A 26,537-nucleotide genomic window follows, 5' to 3' on the forward strand; every position below is an offset into this window, starting at 1 on the left:
TTATCGGCTCCTTTCAAACTTATAACCAAGTCCCCATACAGTTGTAATAGTGTAGGGTAAAAAATCATGTTTTTCTAATTTCTCGCGAATTCTATGTATGTGGACATTGACAGTGTTAGCATCTTCGTAGTAGTCATACCCCCATACTTTTTCTAGAAGTTCGGATTTAGAAATAACTTCACCTTCTCTAGAAGCAAGATACCAAAGCAATTCAAATTCTTTAATGCGCATAGGTATCTCTATGTTGTTAATGGTAAGCGTCTTGCTTAAATTTTTTAAAACTAAACCATCAAATTCTAATTGTTCAATTTTATTAGAATGATTTGACTTACTCATTCTGGCAAGAAGGTTATTAGTACGTAATACTAGTTCTCTTGGGCTAAAGGGTTTTTTAATATAGTCATCAGCACCTAATGTCAGTGCGTATATCGTGTCATGTTCTTGAGTTTTTGCTGTTAGATATATGAAAGGTATATCAAGTTGCATATCTTTCATTTTTTTGACAATATCGTATCCGTTAACTTCAGGCATCATAATATCTAAAATCATAATATCAATATCTGAAGATAATAATTTTAGTGCTTCTTTACCACATGTTGTTGTCGTAACTTGATATCCTTCATATTCGAAATACGTTTGACAAATGTCTACAATATCTTTTTCATCATCCACGATTAGTAAGTGGGTCATGCTTATCTTCACCTCTGTTATTACGGTCTCTAAAATAAGCGATGATTTCTTTAAGTGATACCTTAGCCAATAAAGAGTGACTCATGAGTAAAATAATAAAGAAAGCTAATTGTAGAGGGTACGTAAAAATCATATCTGCTAAAATATAATTTATCATAACGAAGGCTCCAAAGAAACTTGCGGCGTATGCAAATATACCTAAAATTAAACCTAAACCAATTGCCATTTCCCCTAAAGGCACGATTATATTAAATAATCCTGTTGTGTGTGCAACAATATGTTCAAAAAACCATTTATACCATTGTGGAGAATCTGTGTTATCTCTAATTACCGGAACTAGCCCGTTTAATGTAAAATCACCTGTAAATTTCTCCCATCCTTGTCTGAAAATAACAATGCCTGAAATTACACGAATTAAAAATATTATAAATAAACTTATTTTCTTCATGATTAACACTCTCTTTCTATAGTTAAAAACGTCTACATTTAATAGCTAAATTATTTTAATTTAGCGCCACCAAAAATGACATGTGCTTTTTCGCAATAAATTGTTACTTCATTGTATTTTTCTAAATCTACATTTTTTAAATCAAAAGTTTGTTTGGATTTATTGTAGTCTACTGTTGAAATCTTTTTACCGGATTTAATATCTCCGTTTTTAGTTAGGTAAACATACAGGTCTGGACCTTTTGAAGATTTGTAATTCTCTAACATAAGTTTGCCATTTTCAATTTTAGCTTTACCTTCTACTTTTTCTCCGTTTTTAGATTCAAAATTACCAGATAATTTTTTCGTTGTGTCTGTTTTTACATTACTTTCTTCTTGTTGTTTATCTTTGTGATTAGCGTGATCACTTTCTGAGTTAGAATTTCCACATGCGCCTAACGTAAGTGATGTAACAATTGCTCCGACTGCTAATAAATATTTTGTATTCATAATGTATTCCTCTTTTCTGTTTTTATTTAAGAATAGTTTAATCGGAATACGTGAACATAACCATTAACTGTTTCTTAACTACATTTAAAAAAGAATTAAATCAAAATGATTTTTATTTATAATTATAAAAATGAAAGAGTTTTATTAGAATGTAATAGGCTTGATAAATAAAAAATGAAATAAATAAAAGAGATAAAATGAAGAAAAGGTGTCAATATTGAAAATTAATATGAATTAACAGTTGGAGGACGAGGTATTCATTTTGAATTCTTTATCCTAATATGAGTTCGACACAACTTATATGACAAGTGAAATTTCTCAGTGATATTTTCTTATTGAATCAAGTCATTAAATTAGAATTTGCTATAAAGATATTCTCAATTCTGTATTAGATTGTCTAAAAAATATGCCTAACCCAATCACTTATGACCTAAGCTCAAAAGATGTTTCACATTATATTGTCTACAAATAAAAAAGCACTATGAAATTACTTTTCAACGAAAAGTAATTTCATAGTGCTATCTTATAAATCAATGTAAGGATAATTATTTTTTATCTTTTATGAAGAAAATACCTTGCCATAATATAAAACCAATGAGTAAGCTATAAATAATTAAAAAGACATACCAAAAGGGCGTTAAAATCATCGTTGATATGAGAGATAGGATAATAATAATTGTACCTGTTGTCATTGGTCTTTTAATTTTACGAAATAGTGAAAGACGTTCAACTTCGTCTATTTTGAAAGTACCTACAAAAAGTAAAATCGCGCCTATTATAAATATCGTGGGTGATAAATATGGGATGGACATATACACCGATTGTGTGCTCGATTTATCAGTAATAAATTGCAATAAGCTTATAACAATAGCTAGTATTATAGCAATAAACTTTTGGTCAGAAATTACAAAAGGATATAGCTTGAAATTTAAATATATTTGTAAAAGTGTCCATATCATAAAGAGTGTGACGGTAAACATCGTAATAAAATTGAATTGATTAATCGCAAAAATATCAATCACGCTATTGATTAAAATAGATAATAATATGGAGCTAAACTTAAGCTGTCTGAAACGATGTCGGTATAAATCGATGCCAAGAATTAGCAAGACGATGGCGATGTTAATTAATATATATATAATCATGTTGAACTCCTATTCGTAATTCTTCATCTCTTCATTATACCAATTAACATTAACTTAATCATTTCATAACACTCAGAAATATTTAACGTATTTTCAATATTAGACGCCTTTTTTATTACTCCATAATAATGTATGTAATTGTGGTAGTACATAGACATGATTCATATCACTACTTTGCATTACACGATCCACTAATTTCTCATATCTTTCAAGTAATTTATCTGTATGTTGGTCAACGTTATCATCAAGATAAGGATTGCCTACTTGTAGATAGAATGGGATGTTAGGATAACGATGATGAATTAATTTTGCAAAATCATAGTCTGCATCGTCAAAAATCACCACTTTCAAATTAAGTGAATGAAATGTACATTGATTTATAACAGAATCTAATACTTCTAGATTAGTTTTCATTCCCGAACTAGGGGGTTTTGGACTAATCGTTAAATCGTCAATTTGTGTCATCCATGATTGGAAACGACTACCTTGTGTCTCTAAAGCTGTATAAATATGTTTCTCTTCAAATAAATCTACTAATTCCTGTATACCTTTGATTAAAGCAGGGTTACCTCCAGATATAGTCACGTGATTAAATCGATGACCACCTATTTCAAGTAACGCTTCATAAATTTCTTCAGCAGTCATTAATTTGATATCTTCTTTAGCACTACCGTCCCAAGTAAATGCAGAATCACACCAGCTACATCTATAATCACAACCAGCTGTTCGCACAAACATTGTTTTTCTTCCTATTACACGACCTTCACCTTGAATTGTTGGTCCGAAAATTTCTAAAACGGGTATTTTAGCCATTTACACTTGATCTTCCTTTGGTCTATAAACTACGTAACTTGAAGGTGTTTCTCTAAGATAAACTTGAACACATTTCGGTTGATTCTCTCTTTGATCTAACTCTTTTTGAACAATGTGGTAAATCGTTTGTGCGACAATTTCTGTTGAGGGACTTTTATCCTTAAAAGCAGGCAAGTCATTAAGCAAATAATGGTCAAATTGTTCGTGAACTAGCTTTTTTAAATCTCTAAAATTAACTAAAAATCCACATTTATCTAGTGTATTACCAGCAATTGTTAAGTTGACGTAATATGTATGACCATGTGTACGAATACATTTTCCTGCTTCTTCAAAGGGAATATAATGTGCAGCAGAAAAGTTAAAATCTTTGTTAAGTTCGAATTGATATGGGTGAGTGACACTTGGATAAATTTGTTGCATTTTCTTATTCTTCTCCTTTATGTTCAAGATAATGTTTTAAACCTCTAGCTCTTAAGTGACATGCTGGACATTCACCACAGCCATCACCAATGATACCGTTATAACATGTTAATGTGTTGTGGCGAATATAATCTAACACACCTAGCTTATCGCTCAGTGCCCATGTCTGTGCTTTGTCTAACCACATTAATGGCGTATGAATGACAAAGTCTTTATCCATTGAAAGACTTAAAGTTACATTCATAGATTTGATAAAGCTATCTCTACAATCTGGATAACCTGAAAAATCTGTTTCACAAACACCAGTAATAATATGTTTAGCATGAATTTGATAGGCCAACGCGCCAGCAAAAGATAAAAACAATAGATTTCTAGCTGGTACGAAAGTATTAGGAATACCATCATCATTATCTTCAATTTTTAAATCATGTTGAGTAAGTGCATTGGGAGTAAGTTGAGATAGTAATGACATGTCTAAAATATGATGTTTCAAGTTTTGCTCTTTTGCAATTTTTTTTGCAACTTCAATTTCTGTATCATGTCGTTGTCCATAATTAAATGTAACGAGTTCAACTTCTTTAAAATGTTTTTTAGCGTAAAATAAACATGTCGTACTATCTTGACCACCACTAAATACGACAAGTGCTTTTTCTTTATTTAAGTCATTTTGCGACATTGATATGACTCCTCATCATTTTGATAATTTTGCATAAAAAAAGTCTATCTCTATAAAAAAGATAGACAGAAATATTAAAGACATATATAGTCTTAACGTTATAATATGAAGAAATTCATTGTTGAAATTTTCATGTCTAGTTTTTTATAGAGGGTTTCGGCTAGGAACCTCTGTTATTATTTTGTACGGAACATAGAATAAACGAAATGCTATATAAAATCAAGTCATGTTCTGTGATAATAGAGGGTAAGAACTATAATAATTAACAATCTTTATCGATAATTGAGGTATGAATATGATTTTAATGATAGATAATCAAGATTCTTTTACATATAACTTAATAGATTATATTAATGTACAAACTACTGAAGAAGTGAAAATCATTTCTGTAAATGATTTGATGATACAGCATCTCGATGAATTGAATCCGAGAGCGATTGTCATTTCACCTGGACCTGGGAAACCAAGTGATTATCCAATACTATCATCAGTATTAGAAATATTTCACCGTCACGTTCCCATTTTGGGTGTCTGTTTAGGTTTTCAATTAATCATTGAATATTTTGGAGGAAACATTATCCATAATGATAAACCTGTTCATGGACATATTACCAAGATAAGCCATAGCAATGAGGGTATTTTTAAAGGTCTACCATCGTATTTTAACGTAATGCGATACCATTCACTTATGGCTGACCCTTCTACAATATCTAGCGCATTAAAAGTCACAGCGCTGAACAACGAGAATGTTATTATGGCTGTTGCACATCGTAAGTATCCTATTTATGGTTTACAGTATCATCCCGAATCAATACTAAGTGAATATGGTCACGAACAATTAAATTTATTCTTAACCGAGGTAGGGGTTAAATATGCACATTGAATTTAAGTATCGCTATTATGAGAATGAAAAGGACTATGAAGACTATCAATTAGAAATGGATAACGTTCAAGATTCTAAAATTGCATATCGTCTTGATGAAGTAGGGGATGTCATTCACTTTGCAGAACAAGAACAACGTAACGGAAGTTATGTTGCACTTTATGTTACTTATGAAGCAGCACCTTTTTTTAATAAGGAAATGGTGGTCAATAACGTGGAACAATCCCATATTTTTGCTGCAGCTTATTCATTTAAATCGGTCAATTCGATAAAAAATATAAAAAAAGTAATGTCTACTAAAAATCATATAAAAACTGAAGGATTTTATTTTTGTGAAAGTGATAAAGCGATGATTAACAAGGTCAAATCGATTCATAAAGCCATCATCGAAGGGGCAACGTATCAGGTGAATTACACAACGCGCTTAAAAGCAGAAATTTTCTGTCCTATAAGTCACTTATATCATCAACTTACTATGTCACAAAATGGTAATTATACCGTTTTAATGGACACACCTGATATAAAAGTAGCATCAATATCGCCTGAACTTTTCTTTCAAAAAGGTGACTATAAAGGTAAATCAAATATGATTGTTAGCAAGCCGATGAAAGGAACCATGCCTAGAGGGAAAAATGTTAAAGAAGATCAGCTATATTATAATAATTTAAAAACTTCCTCTAAAGATATGGCAGAGAATGTGATGATTGTAGACTTATTACGTAACGATATTACAAGAATTGCTCAAAGTGGAACTATAGATGTACCTGAACTGTTTTCGATTGAGAAATATGACACAGTTTTCCAAATGACCAGTACAGTTTGTGGCCAATTACAAGATGACATTCAATTAATAGATATGATGCGAGCGCTCTTTCCTTGTGGTTCTATTACAGGTGCACCAAAAATAAATACAATGCAATATATAGCTCAGTTGGAGGACATGCCAAGATCCATTTATTGTGGAACAATTGGCTTATTACTTCCAAACCAAAGGATGATATTTAATATACCTATACGGACAATTGAGTATAATCATGAAGAAGCGGTTTATGGGGTGGGTGCTGGTATAACAATTGATTCAATACCTGAAAATGAAGTTCAAGAATTTCACGATAAAACTAAAATTTTGGAGCGGTTATAATATGCATTTATTTGAAACAATGAAATTGGATAGGGGATTCATTCCTCGGCTTGAATACCATTATCAACGTATTTCAACTTCTAGTGAGCATCTAGGATTTCAATTTGATCATCTATTATGGAAGCAGTTTATTCATAATATAAAAACCTTGCATTCAAAAGGCGTATATCGTTTGAAGGTGACGTTAAACAAAGAAGGGGAACTCAACTATGAGTTATTTCCGATACCCGATAAACCTTTTTTTACCGCACGACTAGTTCAACAAAAAAAGAATATTGATAAAGTAATCATAACTAATAAAACAACAGAACGTGATTATTTAACACATAATCATTTCACAGATTTAATACTGATCTATGATGAAGAAGGTAAAATTTTAGAGTTTGACATTGGCAACGTAATGATACAAGAAAGAGATAAATTGTATACACCAACATATAAAGAAGACATGCTCCCCGGCTGTATGAGACAATCTCTTATTGATCAAGGGGAAGTTATAGAAAAAGATTTTTATATCGAAGAATTTAAAGAAAAAATCAAATCGAGTCAAATCAACGTCTATTTAATCAATAGCTTAAGAGAGGTTGTCGGTGTTAAAGTATATGTATAATATATTTATGAAAAAGAATTTTAATGATAAAAAATAATGAGGTAGCCTATGACATTATTATGGTTAGCTATATTAATACTTCTTACTGTATTAGGTAAAAAGATGTCAAACCAAGCCATTAAAAACAATCAAGTGCTTATTGCTAAGTTAATAGCTACTATAACTACATTTTGTGCGTTTGTGTTGGTTTATTTGCTTATGCAATCTATAATGCCACATATTATTAAATTGATGAATGTGTTTTATCATCATTAATTTTGACGAGGTGATATTATGAAAATATATAGTCAAGGCGACCAAGCCATTGTTGTTTCAATAGAGAAAAATGTATCTCAAAGACTGACAGAAGATTTACTTTCATTGAGAGCATATTTAATTGATAAATCATATCCATTTATTACTGAAATTGTAGCTACAGAATCTGACCTAATGATTTGCTATGACGCAAGAGATATGATTAAACATCACCATATTCAGTCACCATTTTTATATATGAAAGCTTTAATTGATTCTATAAAATTAGAAATTAGACATCATCGGCAACAACTTCAAGCGAGATATATTCAAAAACAACAATCTGTTAATATTCCAGTTATATATGGCGGAGAATTTGGTCCTGATTTACAACATTTGTTAAAGCATCTTAAACTCAAATTAGAGGATTTTGTAAAACTACACACTCAAGAAAAATATTTTGTATCAATGATGGGGTATTCACCAGGATTTCCGTATCTTACCGGAATGAATAAAAAATTACATGTGAACCACACAAGTAAAAAGAAAAAATTCATCCCTAGTGGATCAGTTATTATTGAAGGGAAAAAATGTGGAATAGTTACTACTGATACATATAATGATTGGTTAGTTATAGGATATACACCAGTTCAACTTTTCTTTCCTGAGCAACAAAACTTTACATTATTAAAGCTAGGAGACAATGTCACATTTGAGTCTAAAGATATCAATGAAATAGAACTAGGAGATTATAAAACATGTCAATCATAATTGAAAATAGTGGTCTATTTAGTAACTTTCAAGATTTTGGCAGAAAGGGATATGAACATGAAGGTGTCATCCCTAGTGGTGCACTAGATGAATTAGCACATGAAATAGCCAACCGTCTGGTTGCAAATGACAAGAATGAAGCAACACTTGAAATGACTCAAAAAATGGCAACAATTCGCTTCACTGAGCCGGCACTAATAGCTTTAACAGGTGGAAATTTTAAAGCTGAAACTGAACATATGAAAATTTATCCTAATAAATTATATCTCATCAATGAAGGTGAGACATTGAAATTTAATGAAACCAGTCGTACATCACGCGTTTATCTAGCAGTTGGTGGCGGTTTTAAACTAGAAAAATGGCTTCATTCAGCATCTACAGATTTTAATGTGGAGATTGGTGGTTTTGAGGGCAGAAAGCTTAAGAAAGGTGATGAAATAGAATTAAAACACCATTATTCTCAACGACATCTTAAGCTATTTGAAAACTTATCTGACAAACGTACAACTGATTGGGGAATTGATGGTTACGCATTGTCTTTTAATTATGTTTCGGATGTTTTTCATGTGATTAGAAATAAGGGAACGGAAGATTTTAAAAAAGAGGCGACGCGTCGTTTTGCAATGGCTGAATATAGTGTGTCCAGTAAAACAAATAGAGTAGGTATGGTGCTTGATGGACCCCAAATCAAAGCATACTATGATGATATGCCTGCTCATCAATCAGTAAAAAGAGGAACCATTCAAGTTAAGAGAGATGGCACACCGATTGTATTATTAAACGATCATTATACATTAGGAAGTTATCCTCAAATAGGTACAATCGCAAGCTATCATCTAACAAAATTAGCACAAAAACCACAAGGCTCAAAATTGAAATTTCAATTTATAGATATCGAAACTGCAGAAAAAAACTTAATAAAGTATAGCAATTGGTTAAATCAATTGTTCCATGGTATTGAACATCGTATGCAATTAGAAATGTTAAAGTGACGTATAACTATGGAATTGTTTTCCCATAAATAAAAAAGAAGTAGTCTTGTGCACGTACATCAGATTTGTAACTTAAATTGAATCGTCCTAGAGACTGATGAACATAAGAAATACTGAGTTTATAATGAATCATTATCTATGCAAAAGAGCTCATTTATTTAAAATTTTAATAACACTTTTATGTTGACAATTTACCTGTATAGCGTGCTTTTACTTGATATTTAAGGCATAATACTATATATTTATAAATTGAACTATGTATTTTTATTACAATAAGATTACAAAGATTTAAAAATCTTAATAAAAAGTTAACAACTACATAGTCTAAACGATGACGTATTCGCATTTATGATTTATATCAAATTTTTAAATTTATATATAGAAATAATCGATTTGATCAAATGAATATAAAGTAATTTAAACAGATAGTTATAATTTGAATTAACTGAAGGTAAAGTAAATCATTTAACGTAAGAATGATTCATTACTAAAAACGGAGGAAACAAACATGAGTTTACCCAAGAAGAAAATAGGAATTTTTGCGTTCTTCTTATTAACGGTATTCACCATTACTTTGAAGACATATTTTTCATATTATGTTGACTTTTCTTTAGGTGTCAAGGGTTTAGTACAAAACTTAATATTGCTTATGAATCCCTATAGTTTGATTGCACTTGTACTAAGTGTTTTCCTATTTTTTAAAGGGAAGAAGGCATTTTGGTTCATCTTTATTGGAGGATTTTTACTTACGTTTCTACTTTATGCAAACGTTGTGTACTTCAGATTTTTCTCAGATTTCTTAACTTTTAGTACACTAAACCAGGCAGGCAACGTTGAATCAATGGGTGGTGCAGTAAGTGCTTCTTTCAAATGGTATGACTTTGTCTATTTCATTGACACTATTATCTACCTTGCCATTTTAATATTTAAACGTAAATGGTTAGATTATAGAGCATTCAGTAAAAAATTTGTACCCGTTGTAATGGCTACGTCAGTAGCATTATTTTTCTTAAATTTAGCGTTTGCAGAAACAGACCGTCCCGAATTATTAACAAGAACTTTTGATCATAAATATCTTGTGAAATACTTAGGACCATATAACTTCACTGTTTATGATGGTGTAAAAACAATCGAAAATAATCAGCAAAAAGCACTAGCTTCTGAAGACGACTTAACTAAAGTGCTGAATTACACTAAGCAGAAACGTACTGAACCAAATCCTGAATATTACGGTGCAGCGAAAAAGAAAAATATAATTAAAATTCACCTTGAAAGTTTCCAGACTTTCTTAATCAATAAAAAGGTAAATGGTAAAGAGGTTACACCGTTTTTAAATAAATTATCTAGTGGTAACCAAGATTTTACGTATTTCCCAAACTTTTTCCATCAAACAGGGCAAGGTAAAACATCTGACTCAGAGTTTACAATGGACAACAGTTTATATGGCTTGCCGCAAGGATCTGCCTATTCACTGAAGGGAGATAATACGTATCAATCATTACCTGCTATACTAGATCAAAAGCAAGGTTATACATCTAATGTAATGCATGGTGACTACAAAACATTTTGGAATCGAGATCAAGTTTATAAACATTTCGGTATTGATAATTTCTATGATGCCACTTACTATGACATGTCTGACGACAATATTGTTAATCTTGGTTTAAAAGATAAACCATTCTTTAAAGCATCAGCAGATTATCAATCTAAAATGAAAAAGCCGTTTTATTCACACTTAATTACTTTAACTAACCACTATCCTTTCACATTAGATGAAGAGGATGCTTCTATTGATAAACCTAATACTGGTGACTCAACAGTAGACGGTTATATACAAACGGCACACTATCTCGACCAAGCTTTAGAGGAATATATTACTGATCTTAAGAAAAAAGGTCTATATGATAATTCAGTCATTATGATTTATGGAGACCATTATGGTATTTCAGAAAATCATAATAATGCTATGGAAAAATTATTAGGTGAGAAGATTACACCAGCTAAATTTACAGATTTAAACCGCACTGGTTTCTGGTTAAAAGTTCCAGGTAAATCAGGGGGCGTAAATAAAGAGTATGCTGGACAAATGGATGTAATGCCTACATTACTGCATCTTGTTGGTATTGATAGCAAGAATTACCTAATGTTTGGCTCTGACATGTTCTCTAAACAACACAATAACGTAGTACCGTTTAGAAACGGTGATTTTATCACTGAAGATTATAAGTATGTGAATGGTAAAATTTACTCAAATAAAGATAATGAATTGCTTACTGAAAAACCTAAAGACTTCGATAAAAATAAAAAACAAGTTGAGAAAGATCTTGAAATGAGTGACAGCGTGTTAAATGGTGACTTGTTCAGATTCTACAAAAATCCTGACTTTAAAAAAGTAAATCCTGGTAAATATGAATATAAATCAGGTCCAAAAGGGAACGAAAAAAAATAGTTTTTTCAGTGAGTTGAAATTGTTAAGAAGCTGGGACATAATTCCTAGCAAAATAGCCAGTAAATGAGTTTTTATAAATTCATTTTACTGGCTTCTTTATTTATAATACTTTGTATTTATATGTAATTTTTCATTGAAATACTAAAAAATAAGGCCCTTTCGTATAATTTAATAAATCCAATAAACTAAATTAACGAGATGCCTTATGTATCAAGATTATAACAAGACTCAACATACTCTACCAATGGAAACTTCAGTTCTTATCCCAACAAATGATATTTCACGAGATGTAAATAATACTGTAGAAACAATTCCCGAGACTGAATTCGATGAATTTATTTGTCTGAACAATAAAAGACTAGGATTTAAAAGATTTGACTATCGTCATGATAAATATGGTTTTAAACGAGACTTTAAATTATATGAATGTGATGATTGTTCAGAATGTCCTCTGAAACACCAATTTATTAACTTCAATTCAAAAACAAATAAAAAAATAATGAAGAATTATAGTTGGTAATATTTTAAAGGCCAAATTAATAAAAAGCTTTCAGAACCAAAAAACATCTACAGTCAAAGAAAAATTGATGTAGAGCTTGTTTTTGTATTTATGAATCTTATTTTGGGTTCCAATTGTATGTCCGTTTGAAGGAGAAATAAAGTCAAAAGAGAACTAGGATTTGTGCTGATGACACTTAATATAATAAAAGTAACAGCTCAACGAGCTGAAAATAATCAAAAAAATTATAAAAAAGACAATTTCTATATTAATTCAATAGAAATTGTCTTTATTTAGTTATCCTGGAACTTTATGTCCTGGGCTCTTATTTTTATATTAATATCTTTACTAATCATTTTGAAATTAGAATATCTTTAAGAGTGACTTCTGTATTTAATATATTTTTGTACAAATAAAATAACTTTGAAACTTTCAATGACACACCTTTTTTAGAAAAAACATTAATATCAACATATAACTTTATAAGTATGTTTTATTTATATTGGAATTAATTGAAGTCATTTGTTTTATTAACTATAAAACAAAATCTCAAATTTTTATTATGATTAATGTTAAGGACAATGAAGTTCGCTGATTATAAATGATTGGGTTACAAGGCTAAATATAAAGTAAAACAATATAGTTGATTAATCTATTATGATTCTTTTTTTAATGATATGAATTATCCAAGTGCAACGTCTAGAATCATCATAATTGTAAAACCAATCATTAGACTTAAAGTTGCCAAATCAGTGTTGTTACTTGATTGAGAATCAGGTATCAGTTCTTCAACAACAACGAAAATCATGGCACCTGCAGCAAACGCCAGTGCATAAGGCAATATAGGATTTACCACTAAAATTGCTGCAGCACCGATAGTAGCGAAAATAGGCTCAACAATTGCTGAAGCTTGTCCATAATTAAATGCTTTCCAACGTGTTGCACCTGCGGCACGGATTGGCATCGATAGTGCTGCACCTTCAGGAATATTCTGTATGCCGATACCTATTGCTAGACCAATCGACCTAAAAATGTAGCGTGACTGTTACCAGATACAACACCACCGAATGCAACTCCGATAGATAGTCCTTCAGGTATGTTGTGAAGTGTGATAGCTAACACAAGTAGTGCATTTTTTCCAAGAGAGGTAGGCACACCCTCTTGTTGTTGGTTTTTATCTTGGGCATTTTGGTGAATATGGGGAATAATATAATCTAGAACCCTGATAAAAACGCCACCGAGAATAAAACCTATTGCTGCAGGAAGCCATGGCATAGCGCTATTTTCACTTGATTCAATTGCGGGTTGTAATAATGACCAAAAACTTGCTGCTATCATGATTCCAGCTGCAAAACCTTGCATCGAATTTAAGACTTTATCATTCACTTTCTTAAATATAAAAACTGCTGCCGCACCCAAAGCAGTTAGTAACCACGTGATTATTCCGGCTATAAGCGCCTGAATGTAGGGTGGTGCGTTTTGGAATAAATCTGACATATCTAAGTCTCCTTATATCTTTTGGATCTAAAAAGGTGTATAATATATAGAACTGAATTTAGCTTAACAAAATTTTTTTGAAAATTCGATAGTTGACAATTTCCAGTATTTGAAAAGGAAGATAAGCATGGAAGCATACAAAATTGAACATTTAAATAAATCCTATGCAGATAAAGAAATTTTTAATGATCTTAACCTATCTATATCCGAGCATGAAAGAATTGGATTAGTAGGTATTAATGGAACAGGTAAAAGTACACTATTAAAAGTCATTGGTGGTCTAGACGAAGATTTTACTGCAGATATTACCCACCCTAATCAATATCGCATTCGTTATTCCTCTCAAAAACAAGACCTCAATGGTCATATGACTGTGTTCGAAGCCGTTTTAAGTTCGGATACCCCTACATTAAGAATTATAAAAAAATATGAAGAAGCGGTTAATCGCTATGCGTTAGATCAAAGTGACTCTAATTTTAATAAAATGATGGAAGCACAAGAAGAAATGGATCAAAAGGATGCATGGGATTATAATGCAGAAATTAAAACGATTTTATCTAAACTAGGGATTCACGATACAACTAAGAAAATAGTTGAACTTTCGGGTGGTCAACAAAAAAGAGTTGTATTGGCTAAAACTCTAATAGAGCAACCGGATTTACTTTTGCTAGATGAACCGACGAACCATCTTGACTTTGAATCCATCCGTTGGCTTATTAATTATGTTAAGCAATATCCGCATACAGTTTTATTTGTAACACATGATCGCTACTTTTTAAATGAAGTATCGACGCGAATTATTGAACTGGACAGAGGGAAGTTAAAAACATATCCAGGTAATTATGAAGATTACATAGTAATGCGTGCAGAAAATGAATTAGTAGAACAAAAGCAACAAGAAAAACAAAAAGCATTGTATAAACAAGAGCTAGCATGGATGCGAGCAGGAGCAAAGGCAAGAACTACTAAACAACAGGCACGTATCAATAGATTTAATCAACTGGAATCAGATGTTAAGACGCAACATACACAAGATAAGGGTGAGCTTAATCTTGCATATTCAAGGTTAGGTAAACAAGTATATGAGTTAAAGAATTTATCAAAATCAATTAATAATAAAGTTTTATTTGAAGGTGTCACTGAAATTATTCAAAGTGGTAGACGTATAGGTATTGTAGGACCTAATGGAGCGGGGAAAACAACATTACTTAATATTTTAAGTAATGAAGATCAGGACTATGAGGGTGAGCTCAAAATCGGTCAAACTGTTAAGGTAGCTTATTTTAAGCAAACCGAAGAGACACTTGAACGTGATATTAGAGTGATTGACTATCTAAGAGAAGAAAGTGAAATGGCTAAAGAAAAAGATGGTACCTCAATTTCAGTTACACAATTGTTAGAAAGATTTTTATTTCCGAGCGCTACACACGGTAAAAAAGTTTATAAACTTTCAGGTGGAGAACAAAAGCGTCTGTATTTATTGCGTCTACTTGTTCATAAACCTAATGTACTCCTTTTAGATGAACCGACTAATGATTTAGATACTGAAACACTTACGATTTTAGAAGATTACATTGATGATTTTGGTGGTTCTGTCATTACTGTCAGTCATGATCGTTATTTCTTAAATAAAGTGGTACAAGAATATTGGTTTATTCATGATGGTAAAATCGAAAAAATTATTGGATCATTTGAAGATTATGAATCTTTTAAAAAGGAACATGAACGCCAAGCCATGTTATCTAAACAAACTGAACAACAAAATAAACATAAGCATCAACCAAAAAAGAAAACAGGACTTTCCTATAAAGAGAAGTTAGAATACGAAACAATTATGACGCGTATAGAAATGACTGAAACGCGTTTAGAAGAGCTTGAACAAGAAATGATTAATGCAAGTGATAATTATGCAAGAATCAAAGAACTTAATGAGGAAAAAGAGCAACTTGAAGCAACTTATGAAGCAGACATCACGAGATGGAGTGAGCTTGAAGAAATTAAAGAACAATAAGGGGAATGTAATCATGCAAGAGACTTTATCGCATTATTTTGGTTATAAGTCATTTCGACCAGGACAAGAAGAAATTATAACTAAAATATTAAATCATCAGCATACACTGGGTGTACTACCTACCGGTGGCGGTAAATCGATATGCTATCAAGTACCGGGTTTAATGCAGGGTGGCACAACTATTGTTATAAGTCCACTTATTTCTTTGATGAAAGACCAAGTTGATCAACTACAAGCAATGGGAATTCAAGCTGCATATTTGAATAGTAGTTTGACTCATAAACAACAAAAAGAGATTGAAGAGCGAATAAAGCGTGGCGCCATTCAGTTTTTATATGTAGCTCCAGAGCGCTTTGAAAATACATTTTTTCTAAATTTATTACGTAAAATAAAAATACCCCTTATCGCTTTTGATGAAGCACACTGTATATCGAAGTGGGGACATGATTTTAGACCTAGTTACCAAAGTGTCATACAAAAAGTTTTTACATTACCGCAAAACTTCACAATTGTTGCACTTACAGCTACGGCAACTGCTGAAGTTCAACAAGATATCATGTCTAAGTTATCAATTGGACAAAATGATGTTGTCAAAACAAGTACTAAAAGACGCAATTTAATCTTCAAAGTCAATCCCACTTATCAGCGCCAAAAATTTGTTGTGGATTATGTTGCAAATCATGAAGGGCAGGCAGGAATCATTTATTGTTCCACTCGTAAGCAGGTTGAAGAATTACACGAAGCTCTAAATAGTGAAAAAATTAAGAGCACAATTTATCATGCTGGTTTAACGAATAAAGAGAGAATTGAGGCGCAAAATGATTTCTTGTATGATCGTGTAGAGGTTGTCATTGCGACAAATGCATTTGGTATGGGTATTGATAAATCAAATGTACGTTATGTCATTCACTATAACATGCCTGGAGATTTGGAATCTTACTATCAGGAAGCTGGACGTGCGGGACGTGATGGTTTAAAAAGTGAATGCATCCTTTTGTTTAGTGAACGAGATAAGGGATTACATGAGTATTTTATTACTGTATCCCAAGCTGATGATGACTATAAAGATAAAATGGGCGAAAAATTAACAAAAATGATTCAATATACCAAAACGAAAAAGTGTTTAGAAGCGACAATTGTTCATTATTTTGAACCCAATGAAAATCTAGAGGAATGCAATCAATGCAGTAATTGTATACAGGAAAATAAAACGTATGATATGACACGTGAAGCTAAAATGATTATTAGCTGTATTGCTCGAATGAAGCAACAGGAAAGTTATAGTGTTATTATACAAGTTTTACGTGGAGAAGTGACAGATTATATAAAACACCATCATTATAATGAAGTAACGACACATGGATTGATGAAAAATTACACAACATCTGAGTTATCACACTTAATTGATGAGTTACGTTTCAAAGGATATTTAAATGAAAATGATGAAATTCTTATGTGTGATACATCCGTGAAGCAATTACTAAATAATCATACCAAGGTTTATACCACTCCGTTTAAACAAAAAACTAAAGAGAAGGTATTTATCAACACTGTTGAAGGTGTGGATAGAGCGTTATATCGTGAGCTTGTTGATGTACGTAAACAGCTAAGTGATACACTTGGAATAGCACCTGTAAGTATATTTTCTGATTACACACTCGAAGAATTTGCTAAGCGTAAACCTGAATCGAAACAAGAAATGATTGCTATTGATGGTGTAGGAAGTTATAAATTAAAGCATTATTGTCCTAAGTTTATCGAAACCATACAAAGCTATAAAACTAGTATATAAATGATTAAACGACGAAATCTCCTATCTTTTGATTTCGTCGTTTTTTAATTATATGAAGTTAGATATTAAGTATTAATAATACTTTTTGTTAGTTTGGATTTTTGAAATATAATAAATGTTAATTTTCAATTAAAAATGATTTAATAGGGAATATAGATTAAAATGGTCTACTATTTTGTAGAGGGAATGAAGGTGAAAAAGTGATTAAATTTAAAAATGTCACAAAGCGATATGGTAATAATATTGCTGTAGATAATGTAAGTTTTAATATTAAAGAAGGAGAATTTTTTGTGTTAATTGGTCCTTCAGGTTGTGGTAAGACAACAACACTTAAAATGATCAATCGTTTAATTCCTTTAAGCGAAGGTTACATATATTTTAAAGATAAACCAATTAGTGATTATCCAGTTTACGAAATGCGTTGGGATATTGGATATGTACTACAACAAATTGCATTATTTCCTCATATGACCATCAAAGAAAACATTGCACAAGTACCCCAAATGAAAAAGTGGAAAGATAACGATATTAATTTACGTGTGGATGAATTATTGACTATGGTAGGTTTAAACCCTGAGCAATTTAAAAATAGAAAACCTGATGAACTATCGGGTGGACAACGACAAAGGGTTGGTGTAGTGCGAGCATTAGCTGCAGATCCTCCCGTTATTATCATGGATGAGCCTTTTAGTGCTCTTGACCCAATTAGCAGAGAGAAGTTGCAGGACGATTTAATTGACTTACAAACGCAAATTAAGAAAACAATAGTTTTTGTAACGCATGATATCCAAGAAGCGATGAAACTAGGTGACAGAATTTGTTTACTTAATGAAGGCCATGTTGAACAAATTGATACACCTGAAGGTTTTAGAACGCGACCTAAAAGTGATTTTGTAAAGCAATTCATGGGTAGTCATTTGGATACAACGCATAATATTGTGAATCAAGTGAAGATTAAAGATTTAGGAATTAATCGACCTGTAGATGACAACACAAGCGTTATTCATTATCCTGAAGTAGATGCTGAGTTGTACTTAAATAATATTTATGAAGATTTGTCTCATTATGATGCAGTTGTGGTCAACGATAAAGAACAACATCGTCGATATTTGTTAAATAGAGAAGATGTGTTTACTTATTTATCTCTCAATAAGGAGGATGCGACACATGAATGAGTTCTTTGCGACATTAAGTGATAGAAAAGGACAGCTATTTTCTACTATAATTGAACACATTCAACTTTCTTTTATAGCCCTTTTCATTGCAACTCTTATAGCAGTACCACTTGCAATTTTGCTTACTAAAACAAAAAAACTTTCAGAAATCGTCATGAATATTGCAGCTGTTCTACAAACAATTCCATCACTGGCACTACTTGGTTTGATGATACCAATTTTCGGAATTGGGAGACTTCCGGCAATTATCGCCTTAGTTGTATATGCGTTACTTCCTATTCTACGTAATACATACACAGGTATTAAGGAGGTCGATTCCTCTCTTATTGAAGCGGCTAAAGGTATTGGGATGAAACCACTTAGAAGATTGACCAAAGTCGAACTCCCTATTGCAATGCCTGTCATCATGGCAGGAATACGCACAGCTATGGTATTAATCATTGGTACTGCTACACTCGCAGCTTTAATAGGCGCTGGTGGTCTAGGAGATTTAATATTATTAGGCATAGATCGTAACAATAGTGCACTCATTTTAATAGGTGCTATTCCAGCTGCACTTCTAGCTATTATTTTTGACTTTATTTTAAGATACATGGAACGTTTATCATATAAAAAATTGCTCATTTCTTTAGGGACAATTGTAATTGTGATTATCATAGCTATTGCTATACCTATGGCAGCTCAAAAAGGTGATAAAATCACATTCGCAGGTAAGCTGGGATCAGAACCGTCAATTATTACTAATATGTATAAAATACTTATCGAAGAAGACACAGATGATACTGTAGAAGTCAAAGATGGCATGGGTAAAACATCATTCTTATTTAATGCGCTTAAGTCAGATGAAATTGATGGTTATTTAGAATTTACAGGTACCGTATTAGGTGAATTAACGAAAGAAGATTTAAAGTCTAAAAAAGAGAAAGACGTATATCAACAAGCAAAGTCTAGTTTAGAAAAAAAATATCATATGACAATGCTTAAACCGATGAAATATAATAATACGTATGCATTAGCTGTAAAACGAGACTTTGCGGAAAAACATCAAATTAAAACAATAGGTGATTTACGCAAGGTGGAAGATAAACTTAAACCAGGTTTTACATTGGAATTTAATGATAGACCAGATGGATACAAAGCTGTTAAAAAAACGTACCATCTTAATCTTTCTAATGTTAAAACTATGGAACCTAAATTACGTTATACTGCAGTTAAAAAGGGAGATATTAATCTCATAGACGCATATTCTACTGATGCTGAATTAAAACAATATAACATGGTAGTATTAAAAGATGATCAACATGTATTTCCTCCATACCAAGGAGCACCGCTATTTAAAGAAAAATATTTAAATGACCATCCTGAAGTTAAAAAACCACTCAATAAATTGGAGAATAGAATCACAGATGAAGAAATGCAAGAAATGAACTATAAGGTAACAGTGAAGAAAGAGGATCCTTATAAAGTAGCAAGAGAATACTTAGAAAAAGAAAAATTAATAAAATAAAATTGTGCGTTTCTAGATTGATTTGATAGCTATTCGATGTACCATTTAAACATCGAATAGCTATTTATAATTTAACTATTTCAACCGATATAGCGAATTTAAAATGTAATCTTAGAAGTGTGATTGATTTTAAGGTATGAGTTTGTTTATAATAAGTACTAAGTTTTTTAAAATTTCAGTCAATTTAAGGTGTGATCTATGTATGAAGAAACAATTAGACCAATTAACAGCATATACGCCAGGGCTTTCTCCAGAATCTTTAAAAAAACAGTATGGTATTAAAGGTGAATTACATAAACTTGCTTCAAATGAAAATGTATATGGTCCAAGTCCAAAAGTTAAAACGGCTATTCAATCTCATTTAGATGAATTATATTATTATCCGGAATCTGGATCGCCAAAATTAAGGGAAGCAATAAGTCAACAACTTAATGTTGATGCATCTCGTATTTTATTTGGTGCGGGTTTAGATGAGGTCATTCTAATGATATCAAGAGCCGTATTATCACCAGGAGATAAGATTATCACTAGTGAATCTACTTTCGGACAATATTATCATAATGCAATTGTGGAATCTGCTGATGTTATCCAAGTGCCTCTCAAAGATGGTGGATTTGATTTAGATGGTATATTACAACAGATTGATAATAAAACGTCTTTAATTTGGTTATGCAATCCTAACAATCCAACTGGGACTTACTTTTCGCACGATGAATTATTTAACTTCTTAAAACGTGTCCCAAGTGATATTCCTGTATTAATTGACGAAGCATATGTAGAATTTGTTACTGCTGATGATTTTCCTGATACGCTAAAGTTACAGGAGGATTTTGACAATGCCTTTTTATTACGTACTTTTTCTAAGGCATTTGGATTAGCTGGATTAAGAGTAGGATATGTTATAGCTTCTGAAGACGCCATTGAAAAGTGGAATATTATTCGTCCACCATTTAATGTTACTAGAATTTCAGAATATGCAGCAATCGCTGCCTTAGAAGATCAAGAGTATTTGAAAGAAGTGACACAAAAAAATAGTTTTGAACGAGATAAATTTTATCAAATTCCTCAAAGTCAGTATTTTTTACCAAGTCAAGCTAATTTTGTCTTTGTTAAAACTTCAAGAAGTCAAGCACTTTATGATGCATTGTTAAACGTAGGATGTATTACACGTTTATTCCCTAACGGTGTTAGAATTACTATTGGTTTACCAGAACAAAATGATAAGATGATTGAAGTTTTAAAACATTTTGAGTATTAAACTAACACTCTTTGATAGCTTCTGATTTAAAAAGATGTGATATCGCAGTTAAATAGATTAAACAGAAGGAAAAAATTTTGCTATACTAAACACGTATATCAAGAACAGGGAGTGTAAGCGAATGACGCGAGAGAGAATCGCCATTGATATGGATGAAGTGCTTGCTGATACATTGGGTGCTGTTGTTAAAGCGGTCAATGAACGAGCGGATTTAAATATCAAAATGGAATCATTAAACGGTAAAAAATTAAAACATATGATACCCGAACATGAGGGGTTAGTCATGGATATTTTAAAAGAACCTGGATTCTTTAGAAATTTAGATGTAATGCCGCATGCTCAAGAAGTTGTAAAACAACTCAATGAGCATTACGACATATACATAGCCACAGCAGCGATGGATGTACCAACCTCTTTTCATGACAAATATGAATGGTTATTAGAATTCTTTCCTTTTTTAGATCCACAACATTTTGTATTTTGTGGTAGAAAGAATATTATTCTTGCAGATTATCTTATTGATGATAATCCAAAGCAATTGGAAATTTTTGAAGGGAAATCAATTATGTTTACTGCTTCTCATAATGTTAATGAACATAGATTTGAACGCGTAAGTGGTTGGAGAGATGTAAAGAATTATTTTAATTCAATTGAAAAATAGAGAAGATAAAAGTCATAGGTCACTTTATTTGATGGCCTATGACTTTTTTATTAAACATTTTTGAAGTTATCTTTCATAATCATATGCTCTTTCGATAATGCCTTTAAGCTCACTAATTAGCGGTTCTTTTGGATTAGCAGTTGTACATTGATCTTCAAATGCTAATTCAGCCATTCTGTCTATAGTAGAATGAAGAAGCTCTTCAGTTACGCCTTGCGATTTTAAATTCATGTCAATACCAATTGAACATCCCAAATCATACACCGCATTAGCTAGAGCTTCCACTAATTCTTCAGTTGTATTACCTTTGAGTCCTAAAAATTTTGCAATGTCAGCATAGTCTGTATCTGCTCTAAAGAAATCATATTTAGGAAACAGTGTATGTTTTTGTGGATCTTTGGCATTATAACGAATGACATGTGGTAATAAAATAGCATTTGTTCTACCGTGGGGAATACAGTATTCACCACCAATTTTATGTGCGATAGAATGAGAAATTCCTAAAAAAGCATTGGCAAACGCCATACCGGCCATTGTTGAAGCATTATGCATTTTTTCTCGTGAGTGTTTGTCATTTTCTTGAACTGATGATTTGAGATAGTCAAAAGTTAACTTTATTGCTTGTAAGCTTAAGCCCCTTGTATAATCTGAAGCCATGACAGAGACGTAAGATTCAATGGCATGTGTCAAAACATCCATTCCTGTATCTGCGGCAATATCTTTAGGTACACTTAATACGAATTGTGGATCGACGATAGCAATATCGGGAGTTAACGCATAATCTGCTAGTGGATATTTAACGTGCGTCTCGCTATCAGTAATTACTGCAAAAGGTGTCACTTCAGAACCAGTTCCTGATGTCGTTGGTATACATATAAATTTTGCGTTTTTAGGTTTGCTAATTTTATAAGTACGTTTACGAATATCTAAGAACTTTTGTTTTGCCCCAAAAAATGAAGTTTCTGGATGCTCAAAGAACATCCATATTGCTTTGGCTGCATCCATTGCCGAACCACCACCGAGTGCAATAATAGTATCAGGTTGGAAATTCATAAACATTTCTAATCCCTTATAGACTGTATGAGTTGATGGATTAGGTTCAACTTCGTTAAACACTTTAATTTGAGGTTGGTTTTCTCGGCGTCTCAACACTTGTTCAACTATATCAGTATAACCAATATTAACCATCCCTGGATCACAAACTATCATTGCACGTTCAACATTATCCATCTCTGTCAAATACATAACTGAATTTTCTTCAAAATAAACTTTAGGTGGGAGTTTAAACCATTGCATATTATTACGACGTTTTGCTATTGTTTTAATATTTAATAAGTCTACTGCGCTTACATTATGAGAAATAGAATTTCTACCATATGAACCACAACCTAACGTAAGAGAAGGAATGAGTTCATTATACATATTTCCAATTCCTCCAACAGCAGAAGGTGTATTTACCAATACACGGCAAGCTTTCATTTTTAGACCGAATTTTTGTTGTAATTGACTATCCTCGGTGTGAATTACAGCAGTGTGACCTAAACCACCAAATTTTAATGTGTCTTCACAAATTTGTAGTGCATGTCTTGTTGATTTTGCAGTTACCATTGCGAGTACAGGTGATAATTTCTCACGTGATAAAGGATAATCTTTTCCAATTCCATCAATTTCTGCGACTAATAATTTTGTTTTTTCTGGAACACTAATTCCTGACAATTTCGCTATATTTACAGCAGATTTACCAACTATGTCAGGTTTGACTGCAGTTTTATCTTCATTCATGATGGCATCTTCTAATTGTTGTAGTTCATTTTTATTAACAAAATATGTTTGGTGTAATTTGAATTCTTTAACGACGTCAGAGTATACTTCTTTATCAACAACCATGACTTGTTCAGAAGCACAAATCATACCATTATCAAAAGTTTTAGAACCAATGATATCATTAATAGCACGTTTGATATGTGCAGTTTTTTCAATATAAGTAGGAACATTACCTGGACCGACTCCTAATGCAGGTTTACCTGTCGAATATGCGGACTTTACCATTCCAGAGCCTCCAGTCGCTAGAACTAAAGCAATGTCTTTATGATTCATTAATTGTTTAGTTGCTTCAATTGATGGTATTTCTATCCATTGAATACAATCTTTAGGAGCACCTGCTTTTATTGCTGCTTCCAAAATGACTTTAGCAGCATGTTTTGATGATTGTTGTGCACTTGGATGAAATGCGAAAATAATTGGATTACCTGTTTTAATAGCAATCATTGCTTTGAAAATAGTTGTAGATGTAGGGTTGGTCGTTGGTGTCACTCCACAAATAACGCCTATAGGTTCAGCTACATACGTTAATCCTTTTTGTTTATCTTCACCTATGATACCTACTGTTTTATTGTCTTTGATTGAATTCCATATGTACTCTGAGGCATATAAATTTTTGATAGCTTTGTCTTCATAAATACCTCTACCTGTTTCGTCGTAAGCGAGTTTAGCTAAATGCATATGCTGATCAACAGCAGCCATGCTCATCTGATGTACAATGTCATTAATCTCTTGTTGAGATTTTTTAGATAATTCTTTTAGAGCTTCTTGTCCTTTTTCTGCTAATGAATCAATCATTTGTGTAACTTCATCTTTGTTTGATTCATATGTATTTTTTTTAGTTACAGATAACATATACAACCACTCCTTAGATATTGTGAAATAATTCACAAACATTATAGTACACCTTTTTTCAAATTAAAAGAAAATACAGACTATTAAAGAGTCAATTGTGATGTTTATATGAACACGTTGTTAATCTGTATATTTAGTCGGGATTAATGTGTAAGACTTGATACAAAGGGAACAAAACGTATTTGGTAATTAAAAAAATCTATTTTTAAAAGAAGTAAATTTTAAAAAATTTATTGTAAGTATTCATACTAAAAATAATAAGGATATTGTAATGAAATTATCGTTCCACACGACTAACGATGTTATCAATTTTTAAAATAAAAACTGAGACAATCATTAATGTCTCAGTCGCTCATGCTTTTAAAATAAATTGATAAAGAATAAGTAAAATTTATTTTAATTATTTTGTTCAGTTGCAGTAAGAAGTTGTATCGCTTTGGGTAATACTTCAATCTCAATTGGTGTTTCTAAGTTAATTTCGCCATCAATATCCACTTTCATACTAGGGTTTGTTGAGAGTGTGATGTGCTTTCCTGATATGTGGTCAATACCTTGCGTGATTTCGTTCCAATTCATACTATCACGTTTTTTTAATATATCATTCAATATATTTAGTGTTTGATCATTAAATACAAATGTGTTTGCTCTTCCATCTTGTGGTGATAAATCGGTTAGCGGAATTTGTCCACCACCTATATTGGCACCATTTGCTACTAACATCATCGAAGTATTTCCTTCTTTTGTTTCACCATCAACAGTCAATGAGAAATCAAATTTAACAGGATTTAATAACGTTTTAACAGTTGATCCAATATAGCTGAATTTACCGAATATATCTTTAGAACCATCTTGAACATTCTCTGCATTTTGTACTATTAAGCCTAGTCCAACGAAATTAAGTACATATAAATCGTTCACTTTTAACACATCATATGATTCAACGTGCGATGTTAATAATTGCTCACTAGCTATTTTAAAATTAGGGTGCAGTTGAAGTGTTTTTGTAAAATCGTTAAAGGTACCACCTGGTATTACACCGATTGGTAAATCTAATTGATATTGCATAACGCCATTTACTAGTTCATTAAGTGTACCATCTCCACCTAAAATAAATAAAATGTCTACATCAGAACTGTAATTTTCATTTTTAATAGCTTTACAATATTTAATAATATCGCCTTTATTTTCACTGAGTTGAAGAGAGAGGTGTTTACACATTGAACTAAGAGATTTTGCAACTTCTCCTATGCCATTATGTATATCTTTCAAACCGCTATGTTCATGATAGAAAAGAACACCATGGTTATACGGTTGTTTCATAAATATATACCTACTTTCGATAAATAGTCTATGTAATTAGATTGTTTGAATATCCACTTATGTTTGATTTACATTATAAATTAAAATTTATGTTATTGAAACTTAAGTGTTCTATAGAGATAGATGTTCAAAATAAAATAGCATAAAATTAAGAATAAGAATATAAGGTTGGCAAAAAATTTGTGTAGGCATATAACACTATTTTTAATTTCATTTTGGGATGATATAATGTTGCGCCACGATGATGTCTGAATTCAGTATCGGGAATTGTTTCAACAATATCATTGTGGGGATAAGGACTGAAGTTTCAATCTGGTAGAGTGAGTTAAGCCTCTTTATACATAAGACACCTCGTTAATTTAGTTTAGTGATGTTTATTAA

The 26,537-nt window shown here is 31.8% G+C and carries 22 protein-coding genes, 2 pseudogenes and 1 riboswitch; of the genes and pseudogenes, 14 read left to right on the plus strand and 10 right to left on the minus strand.

Annotated elements, in window-relative coordinates; genetic code table 11:
• The 7 genes from saeR to queC form a co-directional block, all read right to left on the minus strand.
• Positions 1-690: a response regulator transcription factor SaeR gene (gene saeR, locus HMPREF3058_RS07165; protein ID WP_002475960.1), complete on the minus strand. Its 690-nt coding sequence runs from the start codon at positions 688-690 to the stop codon at positions 1-3.
• Positions 665-1,138 (minus strand): DoxX family protein, encoded by a 474-nt coding sequence (locus tag HMPREF3058_RS07170; protein WP_001830332.1) that lies wholly within the window; start codon positions 1,136-1,138, stop codon positions 665-667. Before HMPREF3058_RS07170 ends, saeR begins: the two co-directional genes overlap by 26 nt.
• 50 nt (positions 1,139-1,188) lie before the next feature.
• Positions 1,189-1,626 (minus strand): DM13 domain-containing protein, encoded by a 438-nt coding sequence (locus tag HMPREF3058_RS07175; RefSeq protein ID WP_002475954.1) that lies wholly within the window; start codon positions 1,624-1,626, stop codon positions 1,189-1,191.
• Positions 1,627-2,171: 545 nt separating this feature from the next.
• Positions 2,172-2,771 (minus strand): hypothetical protein, encoded by a 600-nt coding sequence (locus HMPREF3058_RS07180; RefSeq protein WP_002491416.1) that lies wholly within the window; start codon positions 2,769-2,771, stop codon positions 2,172-2,174.
• Between the two features lie 99 nt (positions 2,772-2,870).
• Complete coding sequence (gene queE, locus HMPREF3058_RS07185; protein ID WP_002457623.1) at positions 2,871-3,584, minus strand: 7-carboxy-7-deazaguanine synthase QueE; 714 nt, start codon at positions 3,582-3,584, stop codon at positions 2,871-2,873.
• Positions 3,585-4,004, minus strand: coding sequence for a 6-carboxytetrahydropterin synthase QueD (gene queD / locus HMPREF3058_RS07190; RefSeq protein ID WP_002491414.1), 420 nt, complete (start codon positions 4,002-4,004; stop codon positions 3,585-3,587).
• A gap of 4 nt (positions 4,005-4,008) precedes the next feature.
• Positions 4,009-4,680, minus strand: coding sequence for a 7-cyano-7-deazaguanine synthase QueC (queC, locus tag HMPREF3058_RS07195; RefSeq protein ID WP_002491476.1), 672 nt, complete (start codon positions 4,678-4,680; stop codon positions 4,009-4,011).
• A gap of 130 nt (positions 4,681-4,810) precedes the next feature.
• Positions 4,811-4,857, minus strand: a riboswitch (PreQ1 riboswitch).
• A 118-nt stretch (positions 4,858-4,975) separates the two neighbouring features.
• On the opposite strand from queC, the gene HMPREF3058_RS07200 reads away from it, so the two are divergent.
• The 8 genes and pseudogenes from HMPREF3058_RS07200 to HMPREF3058_RS12205 form a co-directional block, all read left to right on the plus strand.
• Positions 4,976-5,563 (plus strand): anthranilate synthase component II, encoded by a 588-nt coding sequence (locus HMPREF3058_RS07200; protein WP_002491460.1) that lies wholly within the window; start codon positions 4,976-4,978, stop codon positions 5,561-5,563.
• On the plus strand, positions 5,553-6,704 hold the full coding sequence (locus tag HMPREF3058_RS07205) for a chorismate-binding protein (RefSeq protein ID WP_002491470.1): 1,152 nt from the start codon (positions 5,553-5,555) through the stop codon (positions 6,702-6,704). The genes HMPREF3058_RS07200 and HMPREF3058_RS07205 overlap by 11 nt, the downstream gene beginning before the upstream one ends.
• Before the next feature lies 1 nt (position 6,705).
• Complete coding sequence (locus HMPREF3058_RS07210; protein WP_002490714.1) at positions 6,706-7,314, plus strand: aminotransferase class IV; 609 nt, start codon at positions 6,706-6,708, stop codon at positions 7,312-7,314.
• A gap of 48 nt (positions 7,315-7,362) precedes the next feature.
• Positions 7,363-7,569 (plus strand): hypothetical protein, encoded by a 207-nt coding sequence (locus HMPREF3058_RS07215; protein WP_001830353.1) that lies wholly within the window; start codon positions 7,363-7,365, stop codon positions 7,567-7,569.
• Positions 7,570-7,587: 18 nt separating this feature from the next.
• Positions 7,588-8,319, plus strand: coding sequence for a 5-oxoprolinase subunit B family protein (locus HMPREF3058_RS07220; RefSeq protein ID WP_002445907.1), 732 nt, complete (start codon positions 7,588-7,590; stop codon positions 8,317-8,319).
• Positions 8,307-9,311, plus strand: coding sequence for a 5-oxoprolinase subunit C family protein (locus HMPREF3058_RS07225; RefSeq protein ID WP_070731238.1), 1,005 nt, complete (start codon positions 8,307-8,309; stop codon positions 9,309-9,311). Before HMPREF3058_RS07220 ends, HMPREF3058_RS07225 begins: the two co-directional genes overlap by 13 nt.
• A gap of 508 nt (positions 9,312-9,819) precedes the next feature.
• On the plus strand, positions 9,820-11,760 hold the full coding sequence (ltaS, locus tag HMPREF3058_RS07230) for a polyglycerol-phosphate lipoteichoic acid synthase LtaS (RefSeq protein ID WP_002491438.1): 1,941 nt from the start codon (positions 9,820-9,822) through the stop codon (positions 11,758-11,760).
• A gap of 325 nt (positions 11,761-12,085) precedes the next feature.
• A pseudogene (locus tag HMPREF3058_RS12205) lies at positions 12,086-12,675 on the plus strand (transposase); the annotation flags it as partial.
• A 266-nt stretch (positions 12,676-12,941) separates the two neighbouring features.
• Here HMPREF3058_RS12205 and HMPREF3058_RS07245 read toward each other — a convergent pair.
• Positions 12,942-13,756: pseudogene (locus tag HMPREF3058_RS07245) on the minus strand (ZIP family metal transporter).
• Between the two features lie 121 nt (positions 13,757-13,877).
• On the opposite strand from HMPREF3058_RS07245, the gene HMPREF3058_RS07250 reads away from it, so the two are divergent.
• The 6 genes from HMPREF3058_RS07250 to HMPREF3058_RS07275 all read left to right on the plus strand — a co-directional run bounded on the left by HMPREF3058_RS07250 (position 13,878) and on the right by HMPREF3058_RS07275 (position 22,160).
• Positions 13,878-15,767: an ABC-F family ATP-binding cassette domain-containing protein gene (locus tag HMPREF3058_RS07250; protein ID WP_172952485.1), complete on the plus strand. Its 1,890-nt coding sequence runs from the start codon at positions 13,878-13,880 to the stop codon at positions 15,765-15,767.
• Between the two features lie 10 nt (positions 15,768-15,777).
• Entirely contained in the window at positions 15,778-17,559 is a 1,782-nt protein-coding gene (recQ, locus tag HMPREF3058_RS07255; RefSeq protein WP_100214438.1) for a DNA helicase RecQ, read from the plus strand.
• A gap of 200 nt (positions 17,560-17,759) precedes the next feature.
• Entirely contained in the window at positions 17,760-18,734 is a 975-nt protein-coding gene (locus HMPREF3058_RS07260; RefSeq protein WP_002486651.1) for an ABC transporter ATP-binding protein, read from the plus strand.
• Positions 18,727-20,241, plus strand: a complete 1,515-nt coding sequence (locus tag HMPREF3058_RS07265; RefSeq protein WP_002491234.1) for an ABC transporter permease/substrate-binding protein — start codon at positions 18,727-18,729, stop codon at positions 20,239-20,241. The genes HMPREF3058_RS07260 and HMPREF3058_RS07265 overlap by 8 nt, the downstream gene beginning before the upstream one ends.
• Positions 20,242-20,443: 202 nt before the next feature.
• On the plus strand, positions 20,444-21,499 hold the full coding sequence (hisC, locus tag HMPREF3058_RS07270) for a histidinol-phosphate transaminase (RefSeq protein WP_002491239.1): 1,056 nt from the start codon (positions 20,444-20,446) through the stop codon (positions 21,497-21,499).
• Positions 21,500-21,620: 121 nt separating this feature from the next.
• Positions 21,621-22,160 carry a 5' nucleotidase, NT5C type gene (locus tag HMPREF3058_RS07275; RefSeq protein ID WP_002445915.1) on the plus strand — a complete coding sequence of 180 codons (540 nt, stop codon included), beginning with the start codon at positions 21,621-21,623 and terminating at the stop codon, positions 22,158-22,160.
• A gap of 66 nt (positions 22,161-22,226) precedes the next feature.
• On the opposite strand, the gene adhE is transcribed toward HMPREF3058_RS07275, so the two are convergent.
• Together adhE and HMPREF3058_RS07285 are read right to left on the minus strand one after the other, a co-directional pair.
• The gene (adhE, locus tag HMPREF3058_RS07280) at positions 22,227-24,836 is read right to left on the minus strand and encodes a bifunctional acetaldehyde-CoA/alcohol dehydrogenase (protein WP_002491220.1); all 2,610 of its coding nucleotides are present in this window, start codon (positions 24,834-24,836) and stop codon (positions 22,227-22,229) included.
• A gap of 396 nt (positions 24,837-25,232) precedes the next feature.
• Complete coding sequence (locus HMPREF3058_RS07285) at positions 25,233-26,156, minus strand: diacylglycerol/lipid kinase family protein (protein ID WP_002476201.1); 924 nt, start codon at positions 26,154-26,156, stop codon at positions 25,233-25,235.
• Positions 26,157-26,537: the final 381 nt, after the last annotated feature.

The sequence above is a fragment of the Staphylococcus sp. HMSC068G11 genome (assembly GCF_001815825.1).
GTDB lineage: Bacteria > Bacillota > Bacilli > Staphylococcales > Staphylococcaceae > Staphylococcus > Staphylococcus epidermidis.

Excerpts from the sequence above, each read along its gene's own strand:
- saeR (WP_002475960.1), bottom strand. The coding sequence starts at position 690 with ATGACCCACTTACTAATCGTGGATGATGAAAAAGATATTGTAGACATT.
- HMPREF3058_RS07170 (WP_001830332.1), bottom strand. The coding sequence starts at position 1,138 with ATGAAGAAAATAAGTTTATTTATAATATTTTTAATTCGTGTAATTTCA.
- HMPREF3058_RS07175 (WP_002475954.1), bottom strand. The coding sequence starts at position 1,626 with ATGAATACAAAATATTTATTAGCAGTCGGAGCAATTGTTACATCACTT.
- HMPREF3058_RS07180 (WP_002491416.1), bottom strand. The coding sequence starts at position 2,771 with ATGATTATATATATATTAATTAACATCGCCATCGTCTTGCTAATTCTT.
- queE (WP_002457623.1), bottom strand. The coding sequence starts at position 3,584 with ATGGCTAAAATACCCGTTTTAGAAATTTTCGGACCAACAATTCAAGGT.
- queD (WP_002491414.1), bottom strand. The coding sequence starts at position 4,004 with ATGCAACAAATTTATCCAAGTGTCACTCACCCATATCAATTCGAACTT.
- queC (WP_002491476.1), bottom strand. The coding sequence starts at position 4,680 with ATGTCGCAAAATGACTTAAATAAAGAAAAAGCACTTGTCGTATTTAGT.
- HMPREF3058_RS07200 (WP_002491460.1), top strand. The coding sequence starts at position 4,976 with ATGATTTTAATGATAGATAATCAAGATTCTTTTACATATAACTTAATA.
- HMPREF3058_RS07205 (WP_002491470.1), top strand. The coding sequence starts at position 5,553 with ATGCACATTGAATTTAAGTATCGCTATTATGAGAATGAAAAGGACTAT.
- HMPREF3058_RS07210 (WP_002490714.1), top strand. The coding sequence starts at position 6,706 with ATGCATTTATTTGAAACAATGAAATTGGATAGGGGATTCATTCCTCGG.
- HMPREF3058_RS07215 (WP_001830353.1), top strand. The coding sequence starts at position 7,363 with ATGACATTATTATGGTTAGCTATATTAATACTTCTTACTGTATTAGGT.
- HMPREF3058_RS07220 (WP_002445907.1), top strand. The coding sequence starts at position 7,588 with ATGAAAATATATAGTCAAGGCGACCAAGCCATTGTTGTTTCAATAGAG.
- HMPREF3058_RS07225 (WP_070731238.1), top strand. The coding sequence starts at position 8,307 with ATGTCAATCATAATTGAAAATAGTGGTCTATTTAGTAACTTTCAAGAT.
- ltaS (WP_002491438.1), top strand. The coding sequence starts at position 9,820 with ATGAGTTTACCCAAGAAGAAAATAGGAATTTTTGCGTTCTTCTTATTA.
- HMPREF3058_RS07265 (WP_002491234.1), top strand. The coding sequence starts at position 18,727 with ATGAATGAGTTCTTTGCGACATTAAGTGATAGAAAAGGACAGCTATTT.
- hisC (WP_002491239.1), top strand. The coding sequence starts at position 20,444 with ATGAAGAAACAATTAGACCAATTAACAGCATATACGCCAGGGCTTTCT.
- HMPREF3058_RS07275 (WP_002445915.1), top strand. The coding sequence starts at position 21,621 with ATGACGCGAGAGAGAATCGCCATTGATATGGATGAAGTGCTTGCTGAT.
- adhE (WP_002491220.1), bottom strand. The coding sequence starts at position 24,836 with ATGTTATCTGTAACTAAAAAAAATACATATGAATCAAACAAAGATGAA.
- HMPREF3058_RS07285 (WP_002476201.1), bottom strand. The coding sequence starts at position 26,156 with ATGAAACAACCGTATAACCATGGTGTTCTTTTCTATCATGAACATAGC.